The following is a 19,353-nucleotide window of genomic DNA, read 5'->3' on the forward strand; positions in this document are numbered from 1 at the left end:
CGGGAGACTAGGCCTCCCGGCGAATTCGATTACTGAGCGGCGGCGACTTTTTCTTCCGGCTTCGGATCGACCACGGCGCCCGGGCGAACCCGTTGCAGGCCGTTGACGATGACCCGATCACCGGCATTCAGGCCAGATTCGACGATCCGCTGGCCATCGGCCGTGTCGCCGAGGCTGATCTGGCGATAGACAACCTTGTTGTCGCCATCGACCACGAAGACGAACTTCTTGTCCTGATCGGTGCCGATCGCCCGCTCGCTGATGACCAGCTTGCTCTCGGCCTTCGGCTGGCCCATGCGCACGCGCACGAACTGACCGGGGATGAGACGCCCGCCCGGATTGTCGAAGACGGCACGTACGGCAACGGTGCCGCTTGCCGCATCGACTTCATTGTCGATCAGTTGCAGCTTGCCGTTGATCGGCGTGCCGTTATCATTGGCGGTGCCGATCTGCACGGGGATCTGTTCGACCGGCGGAACCGCGCCATTCGTCGATGGGAGCTGTGCGAGCGCCTGGGTGACGGTCTGTTCGCTCGCATTGAAGCTGGCATAGATCGGATCGACCGAGACCAGTGTCGTTAGCGCCGGCGAAGCGGAGCCGGCAGCAACGAGGTTGCCGACGGTCACTTCTATCTTACCGACGCGACCGGCGATCGGAGCGCGAACCTCGGTATAGTCGAGGTTCAACTGCGCAGTCTGCAGCGCGGCTTGCGCCGCCTTCAGATTGGCATCAGCCTCGGCGTAGTTGCTGGCGCGCGTGTCCATGTCGCTCTGCGAGATCGTCTTGTTGTCGGAGAGCTTCTGGCCACGGTCGACTTCAACCTTGGCGAGATCCAGCTTGGCCTTGGCTGCGCCAACTTCCGCCTGCGCCTGGGCGACGGCCGCCTCATAGGGTGCCGGGTCGATCGTCACCAGCAGGTCGCCCTGCTTGACCAGCGCGCCTTCGCGGAAGTGCACCGACTCGATGGCGCCGGCCACACGCGGACGGACTTCCACACGGTCGATAGCTTCGAGCCGGCCGGAAAACTCCTGCCAGGTCGTGATGTCGCGCGCCTCGACGGCGGCGACGGTGACGGGGATCGCAGGCTTTGCAGCCGGGGCGGCCGTCTCGGTCGCCTGAGCGCCGCGGGGCAAATCCAGATAGAACGCCGCGCCTGCAACGGCCGCAGCAATACCCATGCCGGCGCCCCATAGGGCCCAGCGCTTACCGTTGGACTTCATGTTAGTCTCTCCTGTTGATCCCGGCTTGGGGCACGGGATCGAAAATGCCTATCGTCTCGACATCATCAGACTTTGCCGATCAAGTCTGCACATCCTCGACAAACTGCCTGAAACTACAGCAGACATCCTGCTGCCATGACGGCTTATCCTTAGACTGCCCGCCATAGATGGTGGGCCAGCCCGTCCCGGCGGGAAGGACTTGCTGGCGAACACGGACGCCGGCCCCTTTCAGGCGGCTGCCGTATTCCATGCCCTCGTCGCGGAGCGGGTCGTCCTCGGCCGTGAGCACCAATGCCGGCGCGAGGCCCGAAAGCCGCGAACAGTATCGAGGCGCCGCATAGGGGTGACAGACACCGCCCAGAAAACCCAGGTAACGGTTCCAACCCTCAGTCCAACGCTCGCGCATGCCGCTCTCCTCCGCCTGGAGGAAAGATTTCGATCCCATGAAGGGATCAAGCAGCGGCGATATCAACACCTGTCCGTCCAGCGAACCGGGCATCTGATCGCGCGCCTTTAAAGCCACTCCCGCTGCAACATTGCCACCCGATTCCTCACCGGCGACAAAGAGCAGCGATTTTTTCGCCCCGCCCAGCGCAAGCATGTTCCGCTTATTGCCGAGATAGGCGAGAATCCCGTAGGCGCACTCCAGCACCTGCGGAAAGGCATTTTGATTGCCGCTGGTGTAATCGGCAGCAACCACGATCGCACCGGCTTCAGCAAGACTTGCAGCCACCGGTCGGTCAATCGCATGCTCGGTATCAATAAAGGCGCCACCATGCAGGTAAAGCACGATGGGTGCCGCCTTCTTCATACCTTCGCCGTTGTAGATCCGCGCTGCGACCGGCCCGGTGGGCACGTTTTCCAGCATCACATCTTTCCACGGCGCGCTCATGGACCCATATCCTCATCTGTTCGATTGAACATGATCTTTCCGAAAACCGTGTCACACGTTCCAGGATCACGTTCTGAGTTACGCGGCCCAAGCGCCCCATGCCGCGTTGCAACAATCACATCCGCAACATATTGTTATTCCGTTCTGAGAATAAGTGGCCTATATTCGATCAGACTATTCACCAAAACAAACAATCGACCTTTTTTTCGTTTTTGGTCGAAGGGCGCCTTAAGATGGACCAGCTATCAGCGATGCGGGCTTTCGCACGCGTGGTGGAGACGGGCAATTTCACCCGCGCCGCCACGACCCTCTCTATGCCGAAGGCGACGGTAACGACGCTCATCCAGTCGCTAGAGGCGCATTTGCACACCAAGCTTTTGAACCGCACGACCCGCCGCGTCATGGTTACGACAGACGGAGCACTCTATTACGAGCGCGCCATTCAGATCCTCTCCGAAATCGAGGAACTGGATGGCAGCATCAGCAATTCGCAAAGCCTGCCGAGCGGCCGCCTGCGCGTCGAAATGGCGGGGGCTTTCGCTGACAACATCGTCATGCCGGCGCTTTGCGATTTTCATCAGCGCTATCCGGACATCCGCATCGACCTCGGCGTCGGCGACCGGCTGGTGGATTATCTGGCGGAGAATGTGGATTGTGCCCTGCGTGCGGGCATGCCGAGCGATCAGTCGCTGATTGCCCGGCGCGTCGGAGAGATACATCTCATCACCTGTGCTGCTCCTCGCTACATCGAAAAATTCGGCATGCCCGAACGGCCGGAAGAGCTGGAAAGCAACCACTATGCCGTCAGCTATTTCCGTGCACAGACCGGTCGAACGGTTCCGTTCGAATTCCAACGCGGCAACGAATCGCTGGAGATCAGCCCGCGCTACATCCTCTCGGTCAATGATAGCCGCAGCTACATCAACGCCGCACTGACCGGTCTCGGCATCGCCCAGGCGCCGGCCTTCATGGTTCGTGACGCGCTCGCCAAGGGCGATCTCATCCCCATCCTTCCCGGCTGGACCCACGCCCCTGTGCCGTTGCACATCGTCTATCCTCCGAACCGGCATCTCAGCAACAAGGTGCGCGTGTTCGTCGACTGGCTGGCAAAACTGCTGGTGACGTCGAAGGTTGGAGCGGTTTAACGACCTTCTCCCCGGCGGGGAGAAGGTGATGCTGGTGCTATCAGCTCCAGGAGGCTCCTGCCGGATGCCGGACCGTCGCGTTCAGCCGGTTCCAGACATTGTCCACGGCAACCGAGATGATCAAAGCGGATAGCGCTTTTTCGTCATAATATTTGGCTGCTTCATTCCAGACTTCATCGCTCACCGCGTCCGGCCGGTCGGCAAGCCGGGTCATCGCTTCGCCAAGCGCAAGGGCGGCACGTTCGGCATCGGTGAAATAGGGCATTTCGCGCCAAGCAGAAACGCCGACGATGCGCTCGATCTTTTCGCCTTCCTTCTGCAGCTTACGGAAACCCATGTCGGTGCAGACGCTGCAGCCATTGATCTGGCTGACACGCAGATGCACGAGATCCATGGTGTTCTCAGACACACCGCGATCCTTGATCGAGGCGCTGACCGCCAAGAGGGCTTGCAGGGTTTCCGGCAGGATGACGGCGGGGTTCTTCATGCGGGCTTGCATCATTCTCTCCTTGAGGTGTTTTCAGGTGAGCCCAACATGGGCCCGATCTTGACGACGCGGCTCCATGTCGATCCTTTGTCACATCGGCTGGGTTTCGTTCGTCATGGGCATGACGGAGCACGCACAAGGAATGTGACCGATGGACGAAAAAAAGTGGCAGGCAGAAAAATTCGAGGCCAACCGGCCGCATTTGCGTGCGGTCGCCTACCGCATGCTCGGCTCGCGGGCAGAGGCGGAGGACGCGGTGCAGGAGGCTTGGCTGCGACTCAGCCGTGCAGATATTTCTGACGTCGAAAATCTCAGCGGCTGGCTGACGACGGTGACCGCCCGCATCTGTCTCGACTGGCTGCGCTCCCGTAAATCCCGGCGCGAAGAGCCGCTGACCATCCGCGTCCCCGAACCGGTCGTCAGCCATGAAGCCGGTACAGGGAACGACCCGGAGCAGGACGCGCTGCTCGCCGATTCCGTCGGCCTGGCACTGCTGGTGGTACTGGAAAAGCTGACCCCAGCCGAGCGGCTGGCCTTTGTGCTGCACGACATGTTCGACATGCCCTTCGACGACATCGCGCTGATCGTTGGTCGCACGACGATCGCAACACGCCAGCTCGCCAGCCGTGCCCGCCGCCGAGTGCAGGGAGCGCCGGTCGCTGCGGAAGCCGATCTCAGCCGCCAGCGCCATGTGGTCGACGCCTTTCTGACGGCCTCGCGCGGCGGCGACCTGAATGCACTTCTTGCCGCTCTCGATCCCGACGTCATCTTCCGCGCCGATGCCGTGGCAACGAAAATGGGCTCGCTGGCGGAAATCCGTGGTCGGACGGCGGTGGCCGAAACCTTCCGCGGCCGAGCCCAAGGAGCCCTGCCCGCCGTCATCGATGGCGCCGTTGGCGCCGTCGTCGTCCTCGGCGGAAAATTGCGCATCGCGCTTCGTTTTGCCGTTGACGATGGCGGCCGTATTGTCAGCATCGAGGCGATGGCCGATCCCGAGCAACTGCGTAATCTTGATGTGCTGGTCATCGATCGGTGACGGTGTCAGCGCATCTGCGTCGGGCTCGTCCCCGTCAGCCGGCGGAACATCGCGATGAAAGCGGAGGCGTTGCCGTAACCCAGTTGCGCCGCAATCCGCTGTACCGGCTGGCCGGCTTCGATCATCGCCAGCGCCGCAACCAGCTTCAGCCGCTGGCGCCACTCGTTGAAGGAAATGCCGAGTTGATCGTGGCAGCGACGGGAAAGCGTCCGCTCGGTCGTTTTCATCCGATGCGCCCATTCCGCCAGGGAATGGCGGTCGCCAGGATCGGCCTGCAGTGCCCTCAGAACCGGTCCGAGCAACGCGTCGTCTGATAGCGGCAAATAGCTCTCGCTGCGCGGCGCCAGGCGTATCTGATCGACCAGCACCTCGGCCAGCCGCAGGTCCTCCTCGCTCTTCGGCACGGTGATGTCACGAGTGGCGAAGTCGGCAAGGATTGCCTTCAGAAGCGGGCTGAGGCCAAGCGTTGCCGGTGCCGCCGGAAGATTGGCGCAGAGCGAGCGCTCGACATAAACGGTGACATAGCGAACATCGTACTGGTTCCATGCCTCATGCAGCACATCAGGCGGAATCCAGATGGCATAATGCGGCGGCGACAGATAGCGCACGCCCTGAATATCGAAATCGACGACGCCGGCGAGCGCATAATTCAGCTCGCCCCAGGTCTGGCGTTTGGCGGGAAAGATCGTGCCGCCCTTGTAATTCTCCGTCCGGAAGGAGACCGGCTGCGGCGGGTCTCCCTGGATACGTGGTTCGCGCGCACTCATGTCCGTAATCCGCTACCGATGTCTGAAACTCGCTATATACCAGTAATCAGACAGAGCATAAAAGTGGCTTCACCATAATCTCGACCGATCCGGCCAGGCCGACCATCCGATAGGAGGACCGCCATGAGCAGCAACACGACCCCTCCGGCCAATAGCACGACCTCCATCATGACGAGCGCCGCGCTTGCGCCGCTTTGCACCGTGCTCATCTGGTCCGGCAATACCATCGTCACCAAGGCAGCATCCGGCGTCATCTCGCCCGGTTCGATCTCCTTCTATCGCTGGCTGCTGGCCTTTCTCGTTCTCCTGCCCTTCGTTGGCCGGGCCGCATGGCAGAACCGTACCGTCCTCAAGCAATACTGGCTGAAGCTCGCCACCCTCAGCGCACTCGGGATGGTCATCTATCAAAGCCTTGCCTATGAGGCCGCCAAGACCACCTCGGCGGTCAACATGGGCGTCATTGTGGCGCTGATGCCGCTGCTATCGACGCTGCTTGCCAGCGCACTCGCCGGCGAAAAGCTGACGGCCACCAATCTCGCAGGCGGAGCCATCTCGCTGATCGGCCTGATTTATCTGACATCCCAGGGGCATCCGGCGACCCTACTGAGTGGCGGATTCCATATCGGCGACGGCCTGATGATCGTTGCTGTACTGTCAAACTCGCTGTATGGCGTGATGTTGAAACGCTGGGCGATGCCAATTTCCATGTGGCAGCAATTATTCTGGCAGATCGGCTTTTCGACCATTCTGTTGATTCCGGTTTTCCTGATGGGCGACATCTCGGCGATCAACTCGGCCAATCTGCCGCTGGTCCTCTATGCGGCCATTCCGACATCGCTGGTCGCACCGCTCTGCTGGATGATCGGCATCCAGAAACTTGGAGCCGCCCGCACCTCACTGCTCATCAATCTCCTGCCGATCATCGTGGCGGTCCTCGCCTGGGCAATCCTACACGAGCAGCTATACGCCTATCATACTATTGGCGGCGCGCTCGCTCTCATCGGCGTCGGGCTTGGCCTCCGGCAGGCGAAGATCGCCAAGGGCGAGACAGAGCCGGGCGCGGATCAGGCTGCTTGGGAGACGGAGGAAGTCTGAAAGTCCGGTCTTCGCGTCGAAACTCTTTTCATCGGGCCGTCCTTCGTTCTACGATGAACGATGCGACGGGAGTCGCCCGAGCAAGAAGGAAACGAGTGTGCGCATAGCCTTGGAACCGGTGTCTTCGAGAACGACCATCCAGGAGGGCGTTTACCAACAGTTGCGCAATGCGCTGATGGCCGGCAATTTCGATCCCGGCCAGACGCTGACCATCGCCTCGCTCGCCGAAACATTCGGCACCAGCAACATGCCCGTGCGCGAAGCCTTGCGGAGGCTTGCGGCGGAAAATGCGCTGGAGGTCGCGCCGAATGGCTCTGCCCGCATCCCAATCGTGACGCTTGCCCGCCTCGACGATCTCTGCCGCGCCCGCATTGCCGTTGAAGGATTGGCCGCCGAGCTTGGCATTCCCCGTCTGACGGCCACCGATATCCAGACATTGGAGCGCATCGCCGCCGAACAGCACGCCATCGGCCGCAGCAGCAATGTCTACGAACTCATGGCGAGGAACCAGCAGTTCCATTTCACCATCTACCGCGCCTCCGGCTCGGAGGTGCTGCTACAACTGATCGAAACGCTGTGGCTGCGTTTCGGCCCCTATATGCGAATGTTGTCGGCCTCCGTCGAGCCGCTGATGCGCAGCGGCGAGATCGATCCCGCAGGCCCGCATTTCCCGATCATCGAAGCGCTAAAGGCCGGCGATTTCGCCCGCGCCCGGGATGGCGTCGTCGCTGATATCCGTCGCACCCATGAGATCCTGCGCGACTATTGCCCTACAGAAGACGAACCTCGCGCCAAGGGACCGGCCTCAGCGCTGCGGCGGTGAACCGTCCGATATAGGGCGAGGAATTTAGTTGAACCCTCAAATATTTTGTGATCAAATGATCATAACGACATTTTCAATCCCTTTCTGTGAGCGAGATCCTCATGAGCGTTTCCCCTTCGCCATCGAAATTTTCTGGCCATAACAGCTTTCCGGTCGATGAAATCCGCGCCATGTTTCCGGCTATTCAGAAGGCCGGCGATTTCGTGTTTCTCGACAATGCCGGTGGCTCGCAAGTGCCGCAGACGGTGGTCGATGCGGTGGCCAATCATCTGATCGACTACAATGTCCAGCGCATGGCGAAATACCAGCACAGCCAGGGCGTCGACCGCAATCTGGATGAGGCGCGCGAGAGCGTTGCCATGTTGGTCAACGCCTATCGTCCCGAAGAAATCTCCTTCGGCCAAAATGCCACGTCGTTCATCCGCCTGGTAAGCCTCGGCATCGCCAAGCTGCTCGGCGAGCGCAACGAGATCGTCATTACCGATATGGACCATGACGCCAACATCGCCACCTGGCTGGCGCTGGAGGCCGATGGCGCCAAAATCGTCTGGTGGCGCATGCGCGAAGACGGCGCGCTGCACACCGAAGACCTGAAGCCGCTGCTGAACGACAAGACCCGCCTCGTCGCCTGCACCGTGACTGCCCACTCCATCGGCACGATCGTTGATGTCGCCACTGTGGGCAAGCTGGCGCATGCGGCCGGCGCCGAAGTCTTCCTCGATTGCGTCCACTATGGCCCGCATGGCCTGATGGACGTGCAAGCCTGGAATTGCGACTATCTCGTCTGCTCGGGCTACAAGAATTTCTCGCCGCATATGGGCTTCCTCTGGGGCCGCTACGACGCGCTGGTCAAGCTGCCGACCTTCAAGGAAGACTTCATCCCGGACGTGCCGCCCTACAAGATCGAAGTCGGCACTTTCACCTATGAAAACGTCGCGGGCATGAACGCCGCCGTCAAATATCTCGAAGCCCTCGGCCTCCGCTTCCTGCCGGCGGGCCAACACACCCGCCGCGGGGCGCTTGCCGCTGCCATGGGTGCCATCCGCGAATACGAGCTGATGCTTTCGCGCGAGATGATCGCCGTTCTGAAGCGCCACGGCGCTGTCATCTACGGCATTTCCGACGATGCCCGCCTCGAACAGCGCGTGCCGACCATTTGCTTCAACATGCCGGGGATCACGCCGCAGGAATTCGCTGCGGACTTGGGCGAAGCGGGTATCGGGCTGCGCGACGGCCATATGTTTGCCCCGCGCCTGATGAAACGCCTCGGCCTCTCCATGGAAACCGGTGCCATCCGCGTATCTCTCGTGCATTACAATAAGGTCGAGGAAATCGCGCGGTTCGAGAAAGTGCTTACAGAGGTCATGGCGCGGTACAAATAGTCGCTTCGCAGAGATTTGATTTGAGGCTATCCCTCTTCGCAGAGATCGTTGGAGAGGCAGAAAAACCATGGGCAATTTCCGCAAGAACTGCATCGAGAAAAACCTGCTCATCGGCACCTTCGCCGCCATTCCGCATCCCGTCGCCATCGAGGTTACGGCAGCGGCCGGCGTCGATTTCCTCTGCATCGATTGGGAACATTCGCAGATCGGCCGCGAGCGCATCGAGGACCTGATCCGCGCCGCCGATGTCCATCGTGTTCCCGCCATGGTCCGCGTGCCCGGCCATGCGCCGGATTCCATCGCCTCGGCGCTGGATGCAGGCGCGGCGGGCGTTCTCGTGCCGCGCGTGTCAACGGCGGCGCAGGCAAAAGCTGCCGTGCTGGCGACCCGGTATCCGCCGATCGGCGAACGCGGCGTTGGTCCCGGTCGGGCGGCCGCTTACGGCTATCGCATTCCGGATTATCTCGCCAAGGCCAATGCCGAACTCGTGCTTGCCGTTCAGGTGGAGACGGCGGAAGGGCTCGCCAATATTGCGGAGATCGCCGCCGTCGATGGCGTCGACGTCATCTTCATCGGCCCCGGCGACCTCTCCGTCTCGATCGATGCCATGGGTCCTGCAGGGAAAGACAAGCTCAACGCCGCGATCGAAACCATCACGAAAACCGCGCTCGCCGCCGACCGCACGGTCGGCATCTTCCGACCGTCTCCAGACGATATCGGCGCCTGGCTTTCCGCCGGCATTAGCTTCTTCCTACTCGCCAGCGACACCATGTTTCTGGGCGCTGGCATTGCTGATGGGGTTGCCCAGGCACGTCAACAGGGCGCGGCCAAATCATAGAAGTGCCAAGGGCTCTAGAGACCGGCTGCTCGTGAAAAATTATCGCGGAAAGCAGCAAGGTCGGGCGCGCTGACATCCGAAACCGCCCAGAAGACCAGCCCGCCGCCGGACCATTCGGTGAGGTTATAGCCATCATGCATCGTCGCGCTCTGCACGACCTTTGCGCCCGGCCAGACGAAGAGATTGATGACATGGCCATGGCGGCGATAGACGAGCGCCGCTACGACCCGGCCATTGATATAATCCACCCGGCCGCCGATCAGCGGAAAACCGTCCGCGGCAAGATCGACCACCGGCGGCGAAAAGTCGATCTTGCCGTTGAACCACGGCTTGACCGTATGCTGGTCGGATGTCTGCACGTCGACGAGATGATTGGCGAGCATCGAGCGCACATGGCTTGCCAGCAACTCGTTCTGAATGGGCGCACTCACCTGCGGATTGCCAAGCACAAGCATAAGACTAGCCGCTAGGGCCGCCAGTGACGGTATGAAGCTCCATTGCCCAAACATTTGCAGACCACGCCACCACCATACGGTTTCGTGGCGCCGTGTCCCCGGAGCCTGCGCCTGCCGCTGAGCCTCCTCAAGAGAAATGGCCGTCATAATACGCGAGCGAACCTCATCGGGCGCTTTCCATTTAACACCGTCCCGACCGACGACCCGCTTCATGTCTTTGAGCCCTTCCAAGGCGGCGGTGCATTGCGGGCATGTCGCAAGATGCTGTTCGAATTGTATCGTGTGAACTGCATCGAGTTCATCATCCACGTAGCAATGAAGGATCGATTCCCATTCCGGGCAGCTTTCCGGGGTTTTCTCGCTCATCATGCGGCCCCGCCTTTCTCGCCCAGTTGCCATGCCTCGCAGAATTCACGCCTCGCCCTGGCAAGCCGCGACATTACGGTTCCAATCGGCACATCGGTTATGTCGGCGATCTGGCGGTAAGACAGGTTTTCCAGCTCCCGCAGCACCAGCACTTCCCGCGACAGGTCCGCAAGAGAGCTGATAACTTGCCGGACCCGCTGCGACTCCGACTTGCGGATCAAGGCGGCCTCGGGCGAGTCCTCCTCAGAGGCAACGTCGTGGGCACCGCCGTGTGACAGATCTTCGTCCCCCACATCGTTTGCCGTCATCGGCGTCTCGAAACGCGCCTTGCGCCGGCCTTCGCTCAGCCAGACGTAGTAACAGTTCCGGACGATGGCAAACATCCAGGCCCGAGGCTCGCCGCCCCGGTAGTTCTCGAAATTGCGATAGGCACGCAGGAACGCTTCCTGCACGATGTCCTGCGCCGCATCGGCATCCCGGCTGAGAAAGCGTGCGAAATTATAGGCGGCATCCAGATGCGGAACGATCGTATTCTGAAACCGTAACATCAGATCGCGCGATGCCGGCGAAAGGCCCCCGACATTTTCGCGGTGCATCGATTGCAGCATCGGACCAACCGCATCGATGGCGACGGCTGGGCGCAATTGCGTGAATGAAACGAAGGATTGGCCGACAAAGGCGGCAACGGCACGCATCCGGGTCAATACAGAAACGAAACCCGACGGGGGCCGGTCGCCGAATGCGAAGAAGGCAAAATGGATATCCGTCGTCATGATCCCTGCATTGCTCCAGCGTCGGTTTCGGTCGGGCTAGTCCCTGATGCGAATATTGCTCTTCACTCTCCAGATCGTTTCGGGCGGCATTTTATTCTCGCAGCTCGCAAATATTTTTCGTCGGCGACAATGCCTTGCAGCAGCCTGCCCCACTGTGCACCCGCTTATTCCACCACACCAGCAGAATTAAATAAATTATATCAAAAGCTTATAAGAAAGATGCCGTTAGCCGAGAATAATCCGCCAAGACCGGCGATCTCCTTCGACAGCGGAGGCATTGATTGATCCTTGTCCTCCGCTTCGCGTGGCGATGCCACTCAAAGAGGAGACAAGGCAATGTTCAACATGACGCGCCGCACTGTTTTGAGCTCGGCCGCGGCAGCAGCCGCTTTCGGCCTGTCGGCGAAGCTGGAATTCATCCCGTCGCTGGCCAAGGCCGCAACACCGCTTGAACCGGAGGTCGGTTTCTATCGCTACAAGGTCGGGGATGTCGAAGTCACCGCCATTTATGACGGCATATGGCGCAAGCCTCATGATCCCGCTTTCATCAAGAATGCCTCGGTCGAGGATACCAAACAGGCGCTGGCCGCCGCCGGCCAGACCACAGAATTCATGCCCATTCCACTCACCGTCGTCGTCCTGAAGATCGGCGACCGGCTGGTCATGATGGATGCGGGCTCCGGCGTCGGCCAATGGCAGGCCAATGCGACCCATCTGCCCGCCAACATGGCCGCGGCCGGTATCGACTACAAGAATATCGATACGGTGATCATCTCGCATTTCCATCCCGATCATGTCTGGGGCCTGATGGAAAAAGGCACGAATGAACCGGTTTTCGCCCACGCCGAACTCGTCACCAATGCCGACGAATTCAATTGGTGGACGGCGCCCGACCGTGTCGACAAACTAGCCCCAGGCCGCAAGGACGCCGGAAAACGCATCGGCGCCGTCTTTCCGAAATGGAACAACTGGAAATTGGTCGGCGATGGCGCAGAAGTGGCTCCCGGCGTTCACCTCGTCGCCGCACCCGGCCATACGCCCGGCCATTCCACCTTCCTTGTCGCCTCGGGCAAGGAACAGCTACTCGTCTCCGCCGACGTCATGTACGTGCCGGCGCTGCTCGCTCCCCACCCGGAATGGGAGGGGAGCTACGATCAGGACGGGCCGGCAGCCGTCGTCACGCGGCGCAAGCTGGTCGATCGCGTCATCGCCGACAACATCAAGATCTGCGGCTCGCATTTCCCCTTCCCGGGGTCCGGCACCTTCGTGAAGGACGGCGACGCCTACGGCTTTACCCCGACAACACAGGCCTGAACACTCAAGGAGACCTATCATGTTCAAATACGCAATCTTCGGCGCCGCCAGCCTTTGCGCCGCCACCATCCTTCCCGCGGCCATCGCGCTTCCGGCTTTCGCCGTCGACAACATGGAAACCACGGATGCACCTGACCTGACCTCCGTTCGCGCCAAGATCGACGCGAAGGACTATACCGGCGCATTGGCCGAACTCCGCGGCTTGGCCGAGGATCATCAGCAGGCGGACGTCTACAATCTTCTGGGCTTCACGCTCAGAAAGACCGGCGATTTCCAGACGTCGCTGACCTACTACACCAAGGCACTGGAACTGCAGCCCGATCACAAGGGCGCCCGCGAATATCTCGGCGAGCTCTATGTCGAGACCGGCAATATGGACAAGGCAAAGGAGCAACTGGCGACGCTGAAGCAGCTTTGCCCAAGCGGCTGCGAAGAGCTCGAGGACCTGCAAAAGGCGATCGATGTCAAGACTGCCGATGCCAAGGCTTCCAATTAACCTGAGACCCACGCGTGCGCCTATGACGCCGAACGGCACCTCGCAGGCGCACCGCCCCAATGGGAGGTGACACATGGACTATTCAGAAAATTTAAACGTCGTGCATCCAATGGACATGACGCTGCTGGCCGGCCGGCTGCTGATGGCCTGGATATTCCTGCATGAGGGCATGACGTTGGCGCTCAATTTCGACGCCGCTGTCATCGCCATGGCGAAGCTTGGTGTTTTCGAGCTGCTGGTGGTCGCCGTAATCGCGTTGCAGCTTGGCGCGGGCCTTTCGATAGCGCTCGGTTTGCTGACCCGCCTCGGCGCCCTGTCGCTCGGGCTCTTCTGCCTGTCGACAGCATTGATCTTCCATACCGATTTCGCCAACCACAACGAAATCCTGCATTTCGAAAAGGACCTTGCCATCGCCGGCGGCATGTTCGTTCTGGTCACGACGGGTGCCGGCGCACTCTCCGTGGACCGCTTCCTCGAACGCCGCATCATGACTTCGGGCGACAAGTCTCGCAAACCAATACGCCGCGCGCGGTCGAGAGGCATTCTCTGAACGCCTCATAATATCCATCGACGTGAAATCCTTGTCGAAAACAGCCTGTCACGGGCTGTTTTCGACATTCTAACAGATTTTTTAAGCTTAAAACTTTTTCCTTGAAATGCGTCTCGTTTTGGATAACCATCCCACGATGAAGGGCAAATCCGAGCGCCGTCATTCGCGACGGAACGACCCGTTGACATCAGGATTTCAGGAAAAGTTCTTTGTCTCCTCCGCCATCGCACAGCTTGTCCGAAACCGCACGCAACCGAAACGCCTTCGAAGGCATTCGCGCCCAGATCCGTGATCTGCGAACCGACAATATCGCCGTGCTTGCCAAGCGCGCTCGCGAGCTCGGCGGTGTTATTCCGCTATGGTTCGGCGAAAGCGACATGGTGACACCAGCCTTCATCCGCGACGCAGCCAAGAAGGCGCTGGACGAGGGCCAGACCTTCTACGTGCCGAACATGCGCGGCCTTCCGGCCCTGAACGAAGCCCTCTGCGACTATCAGACCCAATGGCATGGCCGCCCCATCCCGATCGAGCGCACCACCGTCGCGCCCGGCGGCATGCAGGCGCTCTACATGGCCCTGGAGCTGCTGGTCGATGTCGGCACCAATGTCGTCTATGTCGCGCCGCAATGGCCGAATATCCACAATGCCATCCATCTAATCGGCGGTGAGCCACGCCCGGTGTCGCTCGATTTCGACACAGATTGGCGGCTCGACATCGACAAGCTCTTCGCGCGCTGCGATGCCCGCACCCGCGCCATCTTTCTGTCGACGCCTGCCAATCCAACCGGATGGACGGCAACACGCGAGGAGATGCAGGCGCTGCTCGATTTCAGCCGCCGTACCGGCATCTGGATCATCTCCGATGAAGTCTATGCCCGCCTCTATTTCCACGGAGAGATCGCACCGTCGATCCTTCAGGTGGCCGAAGATGGCGACCGGGTGATTGCCGTCAACAGTTTCTCCAAGGCATGGGCGATGACTGGCTGGCGCATCGGCTGGCTCACGCACCCGTCGGATATCGCCGATCAGCTCGGCGCCATGACGCAGTATGTCAACAGCGGCACATCGGCGATGATCCAGGCGGGCGGCGTCGCGGCGATACGCGAAGGCGAGCCGCTGATCGCCGAAATCCGCGCCAGGATCAAAGCCGGCCTCGATCTCGCCTATGAAAAGCTGCCGCAGATACCTGGCATCATCCTGCCGGAAAAGCCGCGCGGCGGCATGTATGCTTTCTTCGCGCTTGAAGGCGAAGCCGATGCGACGGCAGTCTGCGAGCGCATTCTCGAAACAGCGCGCGTTGGCCTCGCGCCCGGCTATCACTTCGGGGAATCCTCGCGCGCATTCCTGCGCATGTGCACATTCCGTGACACCGAACAGATGCGTGTCGCACTCGATCGCATGGTCGACGCGATGAAATGACGGCCCCGCCCATAGCGGCGGACCGGCAATACCCGCGGGCAGATGGCGCCGGCGGTCATAACCAGAGGGAGACAATCAAATGAATTTTACCCGTCGTAATCTACTGGTCCTGGCGACCGTTGTCGGCATGGCCGGCGGCAGCCACTTCGCCTATGCCGCCGACGTGCTGAATGTCGGCTCCTATCCGAACAACCCGCCATTCGAATACAAGACTGACAGCGGGACCTTCGAGGGCTTCGAGGTCGATATCGTCAACGAAGCCGCCAAGCGCGCCGGCATGACCACCAATATTGCCGACTACGGCTTCCAGGCCCTGTTCGCCGCGACCAGCTCCAAGCGCATCGATGTGGCGATCTCTTCGATCACCATCACGCCGGAACGCCTGAAGTCCCAGTCCTTCACCCAGCCCTATTACGATTCCGACATGGGTATCGCCACCAAGGACGGTAGCGCGATCAAAGGGCTCGCCGATCTCAAGGGCAAGACCATCGGCGTCCTTTCCGGCTCGACCGGCGAGAAGTGGGTAAACGACAACAAGGCCGCCAACGGCTTCGCCGACGTCAAGGGTTACAACGCCCAGCAAGATATGTTCCTCGATCTCGGCGCCGGCCGCATCGATGCCGTCGTCAGCGACATTCCCGGCATGCAATATCTCTTCGTCAAGACCAAGGGCTTTGCCATCAAGGATCGCATCAAGACCGGCGAACAATACGGCCTGATGATGACCAAGGATTCGTCGCTCGTCGCCAAGATCAACGACGCCATCACTGCGATGAAGAAGGACGGTACGCTCGAAAAGATCCACGAAAAGTGGTTTGGCAGCAAGGCGCCCGCCGGCTCCTCCACCGTCACCGAAATGCCTATCCCCAAAGCGTGATCAAAAGATCATTTTCGTTGAAATCTCTACGCCGGCCCTCTCAGCCGGCGTAATTGTGCTAGACCTTCATTCTGTTCGCCTGATGGGAGTGCCAATGTCGCTCGTCGATACTTTCTTCAATTCCGACGTCATGATTTCGGCCTTCCCCCAATTGCTGCGCGGTCTCTGGATGACGCTGGCGCTCGGCGTGGTCAGCATCCTCATCGGCGTTTCCGGCGGGCTCGTCGTCAGCCTGATCCGCCTCTATGCGCCGAAGCCCTTCCGGCTGCTGACGGTCGCCTATATCGACATCATGCGCGCCATGCCGATGCTGGTGGTGCTGATCCTGATCTACTACGCCCTGCCCTTTGTCGGCATCAGCTTCTCGGCCTGGTGGTCCGCGATCCTGGGCTTCTCGATCGTGCTGGCCGCCTATTCCGCGGAAGTCTTCCGTTCCGGCATCGAAAGCGTGCCGCGCGGTCAGTTCGAAGCCGCCGCCGCTCTCGGCATTCCCTTCCTGGTAACGCTCTATAAGGTCGTGCTGCCGCAGGCGATCCGCATCGTCATTCCGCCGACCACCAGCAATTGCGTCTCGATGTTCAAGGATACGTCGCTCGCTTCGACCGTGGCTTTGCCGGAACTCTTGAAGGAGGGACAGAATGCGCAGGGCTTCTATGCTAACCCCTCGCCGCTGATCATGGCCGCGCTGATCTATATCATCCTGCTCTGGCCGATGGTGCGGCTTGTGAGTGTGCTCGAAAAGAGATTCAAGAGCGAGAAGGCGCGGTAGAGCAATTCCAGGAAAAGTGCGTAGCGGTTTTCCGTCCGGAATTGCGAAAGAACAAAGAGATAGAGCGGTTCTGCAATTCCGTGAAAAGCTGAACCGGTAGGCGGTAATAGCCATCAATCGAAGGCAGCACCGGAAAGGTGATTGTTGACGGACGCCTTCACTCCGCCAATATCCTTCCAGACTTCGGCGATTATGGCGGGATCGACATCGGCCATCATGTCCCGCAACCAGCCCTCATGGGCGGCGGCCATGGCGGTGAACAGCTCCTCGCCCTTCTTCGTCAGCCTGGCGACCGTCACGCGCCGGTCACCGTCGGGCGTCGCACGCAGAACCAGGCCATCCGTTTCCAGCCGCTCGACCAATCCCGTCACGTTGCCGTTGGTGACCATCGTACGCTTGGAAAGTTCGCCAAGCCGCAGGCCCTCGCGCTCACGATAGAGCTGGGCCATCAGGTCGAATTGCGGCAAGGTCGCGCCGAACTCGTTGCGAAGGCGGCGGCGGATTTCCTGCGATATCAGCTTTGTGGTCGACAGCATGCGCAGCCAGAGCCGCAGCTCCTGCTTTTTGCCCTCTTGCGTCCCCTGGACGATGATTTCCAGATCGACGGTTTCACTTTCGGACTCAGCCATGATGTCAGCTCAAATCACCGCGTTGCAATTTCATACACGAACGGTCTACGGAGCAATATTTCAAATGTCAAAGGTTTACGCGTCAAGCTCGAAGACAGTCATTTCGCCAGCATTTTGCCCAGCATGAAGCCGGAGCCGGCGCCCGTACCCGCGCCCGGCCAGGTAGACGCGCCGCACATATAGAGGGAACCGACAGGCGTCTTATAGCGCGAATAGCCGGCGACCGGGCGAAACAGGAAATTCTGGTCGAGGTGGTGGCTGCCGGAAAGATTATCGCCGCCGATCAGATTGGGATTTTCACGTTCGAGATCGAGGGGCGAAAACACCGACCGGCCCAATATCTTCGTCCGCAAACCCGGCGCATAGCGCTCGATGATGTCGAGCACACGCTCGGCATAGGCGTCTTTCACCTCGTCCCAACTTCCTCCATTGATCTCACCAGCCGCATCGCGACTGAACTCCGCCGGCAGAACACGCACCTGTACCCAGAGCACATGCTGTCCATCCGGCGCACGCGACGGATCGATCGCCGTGGGCTGGCCCACCACCAATGCCGGCTCGACCGGCAAAAGCCCGCCCATTGCCTCGGCATAGACACGCGACATCATCTCCAGATCCGGCGCAATGTGGACATAGGCGAATGTCTTGAGCTCCTTGCCCGCCGTCCAATCCGGCAGGCCGGACAGCGCCAGATGGATCATCATCGTACCGGGTCCGGCGCGGAAGCGGGCAAGCCTGCGATCGAACTCCTGGCGCGAAGCATCCTGATCGAGAAGCTTTCCGAACAGGATCTGCGGATGGACATTGGCGATGACAGCGCGCTTGGCTTCATAACGGCGCCCATCGGCAAGCACGACACCAGTCGCCTTGCCGCCGCTGGTGACGATCTTGTCGACGCGCGTGCCTAACATCAGCTCGCCACCTTTGGCCTTGAGCACGCCGACCATCGCCTTGACAATCGTATCTGCACCCCCTTTGCCGATCACCATGCCGAATGCCTGGTTGGCCATCGATTCAAGATAGGGAAAAAGTGCACCGCCGGCGACATCGGGAGCGAAATCGAGATGCAGCCCCCAGGCGGCCATCATCGTCTTGAGCTCGGCATTCTGGAATCGCGCATCGAGAAAATCGCGCGGCGAGGCAAACAGCATCCGCGCGGTCTCATAGAGCCAGCCGGCCCCCTTTGCCCGCCACGCCTTCCAGACGACTCCTGCCGCAGCCGCCGACGGCATCGGTGCGCCTAGCAGGCCGAAAATATGGGGCGCATCCGAACCGAATTCCGACAGCATGGCCCGCCAGGCAGCAGCATCCTGCGGCGAAATATCGGCGATCGCACCCGTGGTCTTTTCCAGATCGGTGCTGACACCGAGATAGGTGCCGTCGCGGAAGACGCTGGCAAAACAATCGGCCGCCGGCACAAAGCCGAGACCCTCGGCGATCAACTCGTTCTTGTACTGCGCGAAAAAGGCGGAGCCGGCGAACATCGAGAGATTCATGGCGCAGAGGTCATGCCGAAAGCCCGGCAGCGTCACCTCGCGGGTTTTCACGGCACCGCCCGGCTCGGCATTGCCCTCGATGACGGCAACCTTCCAGCCTTTCGCCGCCAGATGCACCGCCGCCGCCAAGCCATTATGACCGGCGCCTACAATGATCGCATCATAGCTCATTGATTTGATCCCTCTTATGTCGTGATTATTATTGGCATATGCATACATTTTAAGCTTTAAGCTTCAAGTACCGGCGACGGAAAATTGCTGTGAACGACCACAACCAAATGTCGTTTCCGCAGGAAAATAGCGCATAAATAGCCTTTATTTTCCGGCGATTGCGTGCGTTGCAGATGACGGCTCACCTATGCCGTTTTTGGTCCCTGAGCCACCGGCGGAATGCTTGCAATATCATATATTGTAACATAGGCTCGCCATCATCCAGCCGCCGCTGGACGGCCTTTGCGATGTGAGGAACGCGGTCGCGCTCTCGGCGGCAACGGCTTTCGAGCTTGGTCCTGAACCGAAGGCTCC

21 protein-coding genes are annotated in these 19,353 nt (G+C 60.3%); 13 read left to right on the forward strand and 8 right to left on the reverse strand.

Annotated elements, in window-relative coordinates:
- Positions 1 to 29: 29 nt before the first annotated feature.
- Complete coding sequence (locus QA648_RS11900; RefSeq protein ID WP_283047095.1) at positions 30 to 1,220, reverse strand: efflux RND transporter periplasmic adaptor subunit; 1,191 nt, start codon at positions 1,218 to 1,220, stop codon at positions 30 to 32.
- 79 nt (positions 1,221 to 1,299) lie between these two features.
- Positions 1,300 to 2,112: an alpha/beta hydrolase gene (locus QA648_RS11905; RefSeq protein WP_104824063.1), complete on the reverse strand. Its 813-nt coding sequence runs from the start codon at positions 2,110 to 2,112 to the stop codon at positions 1,300 to 1,302.
- A gap of 233 nt (positions 2,113 to 2,345) precedes the next feature.
- Between QA648_RS11905 and QA648_RS11910 the strand changes: the two genes are divergently transcribed.
- The gene (locus QA648_RS11910; protein ID WP_283047098.1) at positions 2,346 to 3,257 is read left to right on the forward strand and encodes a LysR family transcriptional regulator; all 912 of its coding nucleotides are present in this window, start codon (positions 2,346 to 2,348) and stop codon (positions 3,255 to 3,257) included.
- 40 nt (positions 3,258 to 3,297) lie between these two features.
- Here QA648_RS11910 and QA648_RS11915 read toward each other — a convergent pair whose 3' ends face one another.
- The gene (locus QA648_RS11915; RefSeq protein WP_104824065.1) at positions 3,298 to 3,756 is read right to left on the reverse strand and encodes a carboxymuconolactone decarboxylase family protein; all 459 of its coding nucleotides are present in this window, start codon (positions 3,754 to 3,756) and stop codon (positions 3,298 to 3,300) included.
- Positions 3,757 to 3,895: 139 nt separating this feature from the next.
- On the opposite strand from QA648_RS11915, the gene QA648_RS11920 reads away from it, so the two are divergent.
- Entirely contained in the window at positions 3,896 to 4,780 is an 885-nt protein-coding gene (locus QA648_RS11920) for a sigma-70 family RNA polymerase sigma factor (protein ID WP_283047100.1), read from the forward strand.
- Positions 4,781 to 4,785: 5 nt separating this feature from the next.
- Here the strand turns inward: QA648_RS11920 and QA648_RS11925 are convergent, their stop codons facing one another.
- A complete protein-coding gene (locus QA648_RS11925) occupies positions 4,786 to 5,547 on the reverse strand; it encodes a helix-turn-helix transcriptional regulator (RefSeq protein WP_283047102.1) in 762 nt (253 codons plus the stop codon).
- Between the two features lie 123 nt (positions 5,548 to 5,670).
- Between QA648_RS11925 and QA648_RS11930 the strand changes: the two genes are divergently transcribed.
- From QA648_RS11930 to QA648_RS11945, 4 genes are all read left to right on the forward strand, one after another.
- Positions 5,671 to 6,642, forward strand: a complete 972-nt coding sequence (locus QA648_RS11930) for a DMT family transporter (protein ID WP_283047104.1) — start codon at positions 5,671 to 5,673, stop codon at positions 6,640 to 6,642.
- Positions 6,643 to 6,739: 97 nt separating this feature from the next.
- Positions 6,740 to 7,465 (forward strand): GntR family transcriptional regulator, encoded by a 726-nt coding sequence (locus QA648_RS11935; RefSeq protein WP_283047105.1) that lies wholly within the window; start codon positions 6,740 to 6,742, stop codon positions 7,463 to 7,465.
- Between the two features lie 101 nt (positions 7,466 to 7,566).
- The gene (locus QA648_RS11940) at positions 7,567 to 8,847 is read left to right on the forward strand and encodes a cysteine desulfurase-like protein (protein ID WP_283047107.1); all 1,281 of its coding nucleotides are present in this window, start codon (positions 7,567 to 7,569) and stop codon (positions 8,845 to 8,847) included.
- A gap of 67 nt (positions 8,848 to 8,914) precedes the next feature.
- Complete coding sequence (locus QA648_RS11945; protein WP_283047109.1) at positions 8,915 to 9,685, forward strand: aldolase/citrate lyase family protein; 771 nt, start codon at positions 8,915 to 8,917, stop codon at positions 9,683 to 9,685.
- Between the two features lie 14 nt (positions 9,686 to 9,699).
- Here QA648_RS11945 and QA648_RS11950 read toward each other — a convergent pair whose 3' ends face one another.
- Positions 9,700 to 10,506 carry an anti-sigma factor gene (locus QA648_RS11950; protein WP_283051317.1) on the reverse strand — a complete coding sequence of 269 codons (807 nt, stop codon included), beginning with the start codon at positions 10,504 to 10,506 and terminating at the stop codon, positions 9,700 to 9,702.
- Positions 10,506 to 11,201: a sigma-70 family RNA polymerase sigma factor gene (locus tag QA648_RS11955; RefSeq protein ID WP_283051318.1), complete on the reverse strand. Its 696-nt coding sequence runs from the start codon at positions 11,199 to 11,201 to the stop codon at positions 10,506 to 10,508. Before QA648_RS11955 ends, QA648_RS11950 begins: the two co-directional genes overlap by 1 nt.
- A 60-nt stretch (positions 11,202 to 11,261) precedes the next feature.
- Here QA648_RS11955 and QA648_RS11960 point away from each other — a divergent pair, with 60 nt between their 5' ends.
- The 7 genes from QA648_RS11960 (at position 11,262) to QA648_RS11990 (ending at position 16,703) form a co-directional block, all read left to right on the forward strand.
- Positions 11,262 to 11,564, forward strand: coding sequence for a hypothetical protein (locus QA648_RS11960; protein WP_283047110.1), 303 nt, complete (start codon positions 11,262 to 11,264; stop codon positions 11,562 to 11,564).
- A gap of 51 nt (positions 11,565 to 11,615) precedes the next feature.
- The gene (locus QA648_RS11965; protein WP_283047111.1) at positions 11,616 to 12,593 is read left to right on the forward strand and encodes an MBL fold metallo-hydrolase; all 978 of its coding nucleotides are present in this window, start codon (positions 11,616 to 11,618) and stop codon (positions 12,591 to 12,593) included.
- A gap of 19 nt (positions 12,594 to 12,612) precedes the next feature.
- Positions 12,613 to 13,089 carry a tetratricopeptide repeat protein gene (locus QA648_RS11970; RefSeq protein WP_283047113.1) on the forward strand — a complete coding sequence of 159 codons (477 nt, stop codon included), beginning with the start codon at positions 12,613 to 12,615 and terminating at the stop codon, positions 13,087 to 13,089.
- Positions 13,090 to 13,162: 73 nt separating this feature from the next.
- Positions 13,163 to 13,639, forward strand: coding sequence for a DoxX family protein (locus tag QA648_RS11975; protein WP_283047115.1), 477 nt, complete (start codon positions 13,163 to 13,165; stop codon positions 13,637 to 13,639).
- A gap of 209 nt (positions 13,640 to 13,848) precedes the next feature.
- On the forward strand, positions 13,849 to 15,057 hold the full coding sequence (locus QA648_RS11980) for a pyridoxal phosphate-dependent aminotransferase (protein WP_283047117.1): 1,209 nt from the start codon (positions 13,849 to 13,851) through the stop codon (positions 15,055 to 15,057).
- A 79-nt stretch (positions 15,058 to 15,136) separates the two neighbouring features.
- Positions 15,137 to 15,934, forward strand: coding sequence for an ABC transporter substrate-binding protein (locus tag QA648_RS11985; protein ID WP_283047118.1), 798 nt, complete (start codon positions 15,137 to 15,139; stop codon positions 15,932 to 15,934).
- Positions 15,935 to 16,028: 94 nt separating this feature from the next.
- Positions 16,029 to 16,703: an amino acid ABC transporter permease gene (locus QA648_RS11990; RefSeq protein WP_104824077.1), complete on the forward strand. Its 675-nt coding sequence runs from the start codon at positions 16,029 to 16,031 to the stop codon at positions 16,701 to 16,703.
- Between the two features lie 113 nt (positions 16,704 to 16,816).
- Here the strand turns inward: QA648_RS11990 and QA648_RS11995 are convergent, their stop codons facing one another.
- Positions 16,817 to 17,332, reverse strand: coding sequence for a MarR family transcriptional regulator (locus QA648_RS11995; RefSeq protein WP_104824078.1), 516 nt, complete (start codon positions 17,330 to 17,332; stop codon positions 16,817 to 16,819).
- Positions 17,333 to 17,430: 98 nt separating this feature from the next.
- Positions 17,431 to 18,999 (reverse strand): NAD(P)/FAD-dependent oxidoreductase, encoded by a 1,569-nt coding sequence (locus tag QA648_RS12000; RefSeq protein ID WP_283047121.1) that lies wholly within the window; start codon positions 18,997 to 18,999, stop codon positions 17,431 to 17,433.
- Positions 19,000 to 19,353 lie beyond the last annotated feature (354 nt).

The organism is Rhizobium sp. CB3171, from assembly GCF_029714265.1.
In the GTDB taxonomy this organism is placed as follows: domain Bacteria; phylum Pseudomonadota; class Alphaproteobacteria; order Rhizobiales; family Rhizobiaceae; genus Rhizobium.

Coding starts and splice junctions, on each gene's coding strand:
- QA648_RS11925 (WP_283047102.1), bottom strand. CDS start 5,547: ATGAGTGCGCGCGAACCACGTATCCAGGGAGACCCGCCGCAGCCGGTC.
- QA648_RS11965 (WP_283047111.1), top strand. CDS start 11,616: ATGTTCAACATGACGCGCCGCACTGTTTTGAGCTCGGCCGCGGCAGCA.
- QA648_RS11900 (WP_283047095.1), bottom strand. CDS start 1,220: ATGAAGTCCAACGGTAAGCGCTGGGCCCTATGGGGCGCCGGCATGGGT.
- QA648_RS11920 (WP_283047100.1), top strand. CDS start 3,896: ATGGACGAAAAAAAGTGGCAGGCAGAAAAATTCGAGGCCAACCGGCCG.
- QA648_RS11905 (WP_104824063.1), bottom strand. CDS start 2,112: ATGAGCGCGCCGTGGAAAGATGTGATGCTGGAAAACGTGCCCACCGGG.
- QA648_RS11995 (WP_104824078.1), bottom strand. CDS start 17,332: ATGGCTGAGTCCGAAAGTGAAACCGTCGATCTGGAAATCATCGTCCAG.
- QA648_RS11975 (WP_283047115.1), top strand. CDS start 13,163: ATGGACTATTCAGAAAATTTAAACGTCGTGCATCCAATGGACATGACG.
- QA648_RS11945 (WP_283047109.1), top strand. CDS start 8,915: ATGGGCAATTTCCGCAAGAACTGCATCGAGAAAAACCTGCTCATCGGC.
- QA648_RS12000 (WP_283047121.1), bottom strand. CDS start 18,999: ATGAGCTATGATGCGATCATTGTAGGCGCCGGTCATAATGGCTTGGCG.
- QA648_RS11915 (WP_104824065.1), bottom strand. CDS start 3,756: ATGCAAGCCCGCATGAAGAACCCCGCCGTCATCCTGCCGGAAACCCTG.
- QA648_RS11950 (WP_283051317.1), bottom strand. CDS start 10,506: ATGAGCGAGAAAACCCCGGAAAGCTGCCCGGAATGGGAATCGATCCTT.
- QA648_RS11955 (WP_283051318.1), bottom strand. CDS start 11,201: ATGCGTGCCGTTGCCGCCTTTGTCGGCCAATCCTTCGTTTCATTCACG.
- QA648_RS11910 (WP_283047098.1), top strand. CDS start 2,346: ATGGACCAGCTATCAGCGATGCGGGCTTTCGCACGCGTGGTGGAGACG.
- QA648_RS11940 (WP_283047107.1), top strand. CDS start 7,567: ATGAGCGTTTCCCCTTCGCCATCGAAATTTTCTGGCCATAACAGCTTT.
- QA648_RS11970 (WP_283047113.1), top strand. CDS start 12,613: ATGTTCAAATACGCAATCTTCGGCGCCGCCAGCCTTTGCGCCGCCACC.
- QA648_RS11930 (WP_283047104.1), top strand. CDS start 5,671: ATGAGCAGCAACACGACCCCTCCGGCCAATAGCACGACCTCCATCATG.
- QA648_RS11985 (WP_283047118.1), top strand. CDS start 15,137: ATGAATTTTACCCGTCGTAATCTACTGGTCCTGGCGACCGTTGTCGGC.
- QA648_RS11990 (WP_104824077.1), top strand. CDS start 16,029: ATGTCGCTCGTCGATACTTTCTTCAATTCCGACGTCATGATTTCGGCC.
- QA648_RS11960 (WP_283047110.1), top strand. CDS start 11,262: ATGGATATCCGTCGTCATGATCCCTGCATTGCTCCAGCGTCGGTTTCG.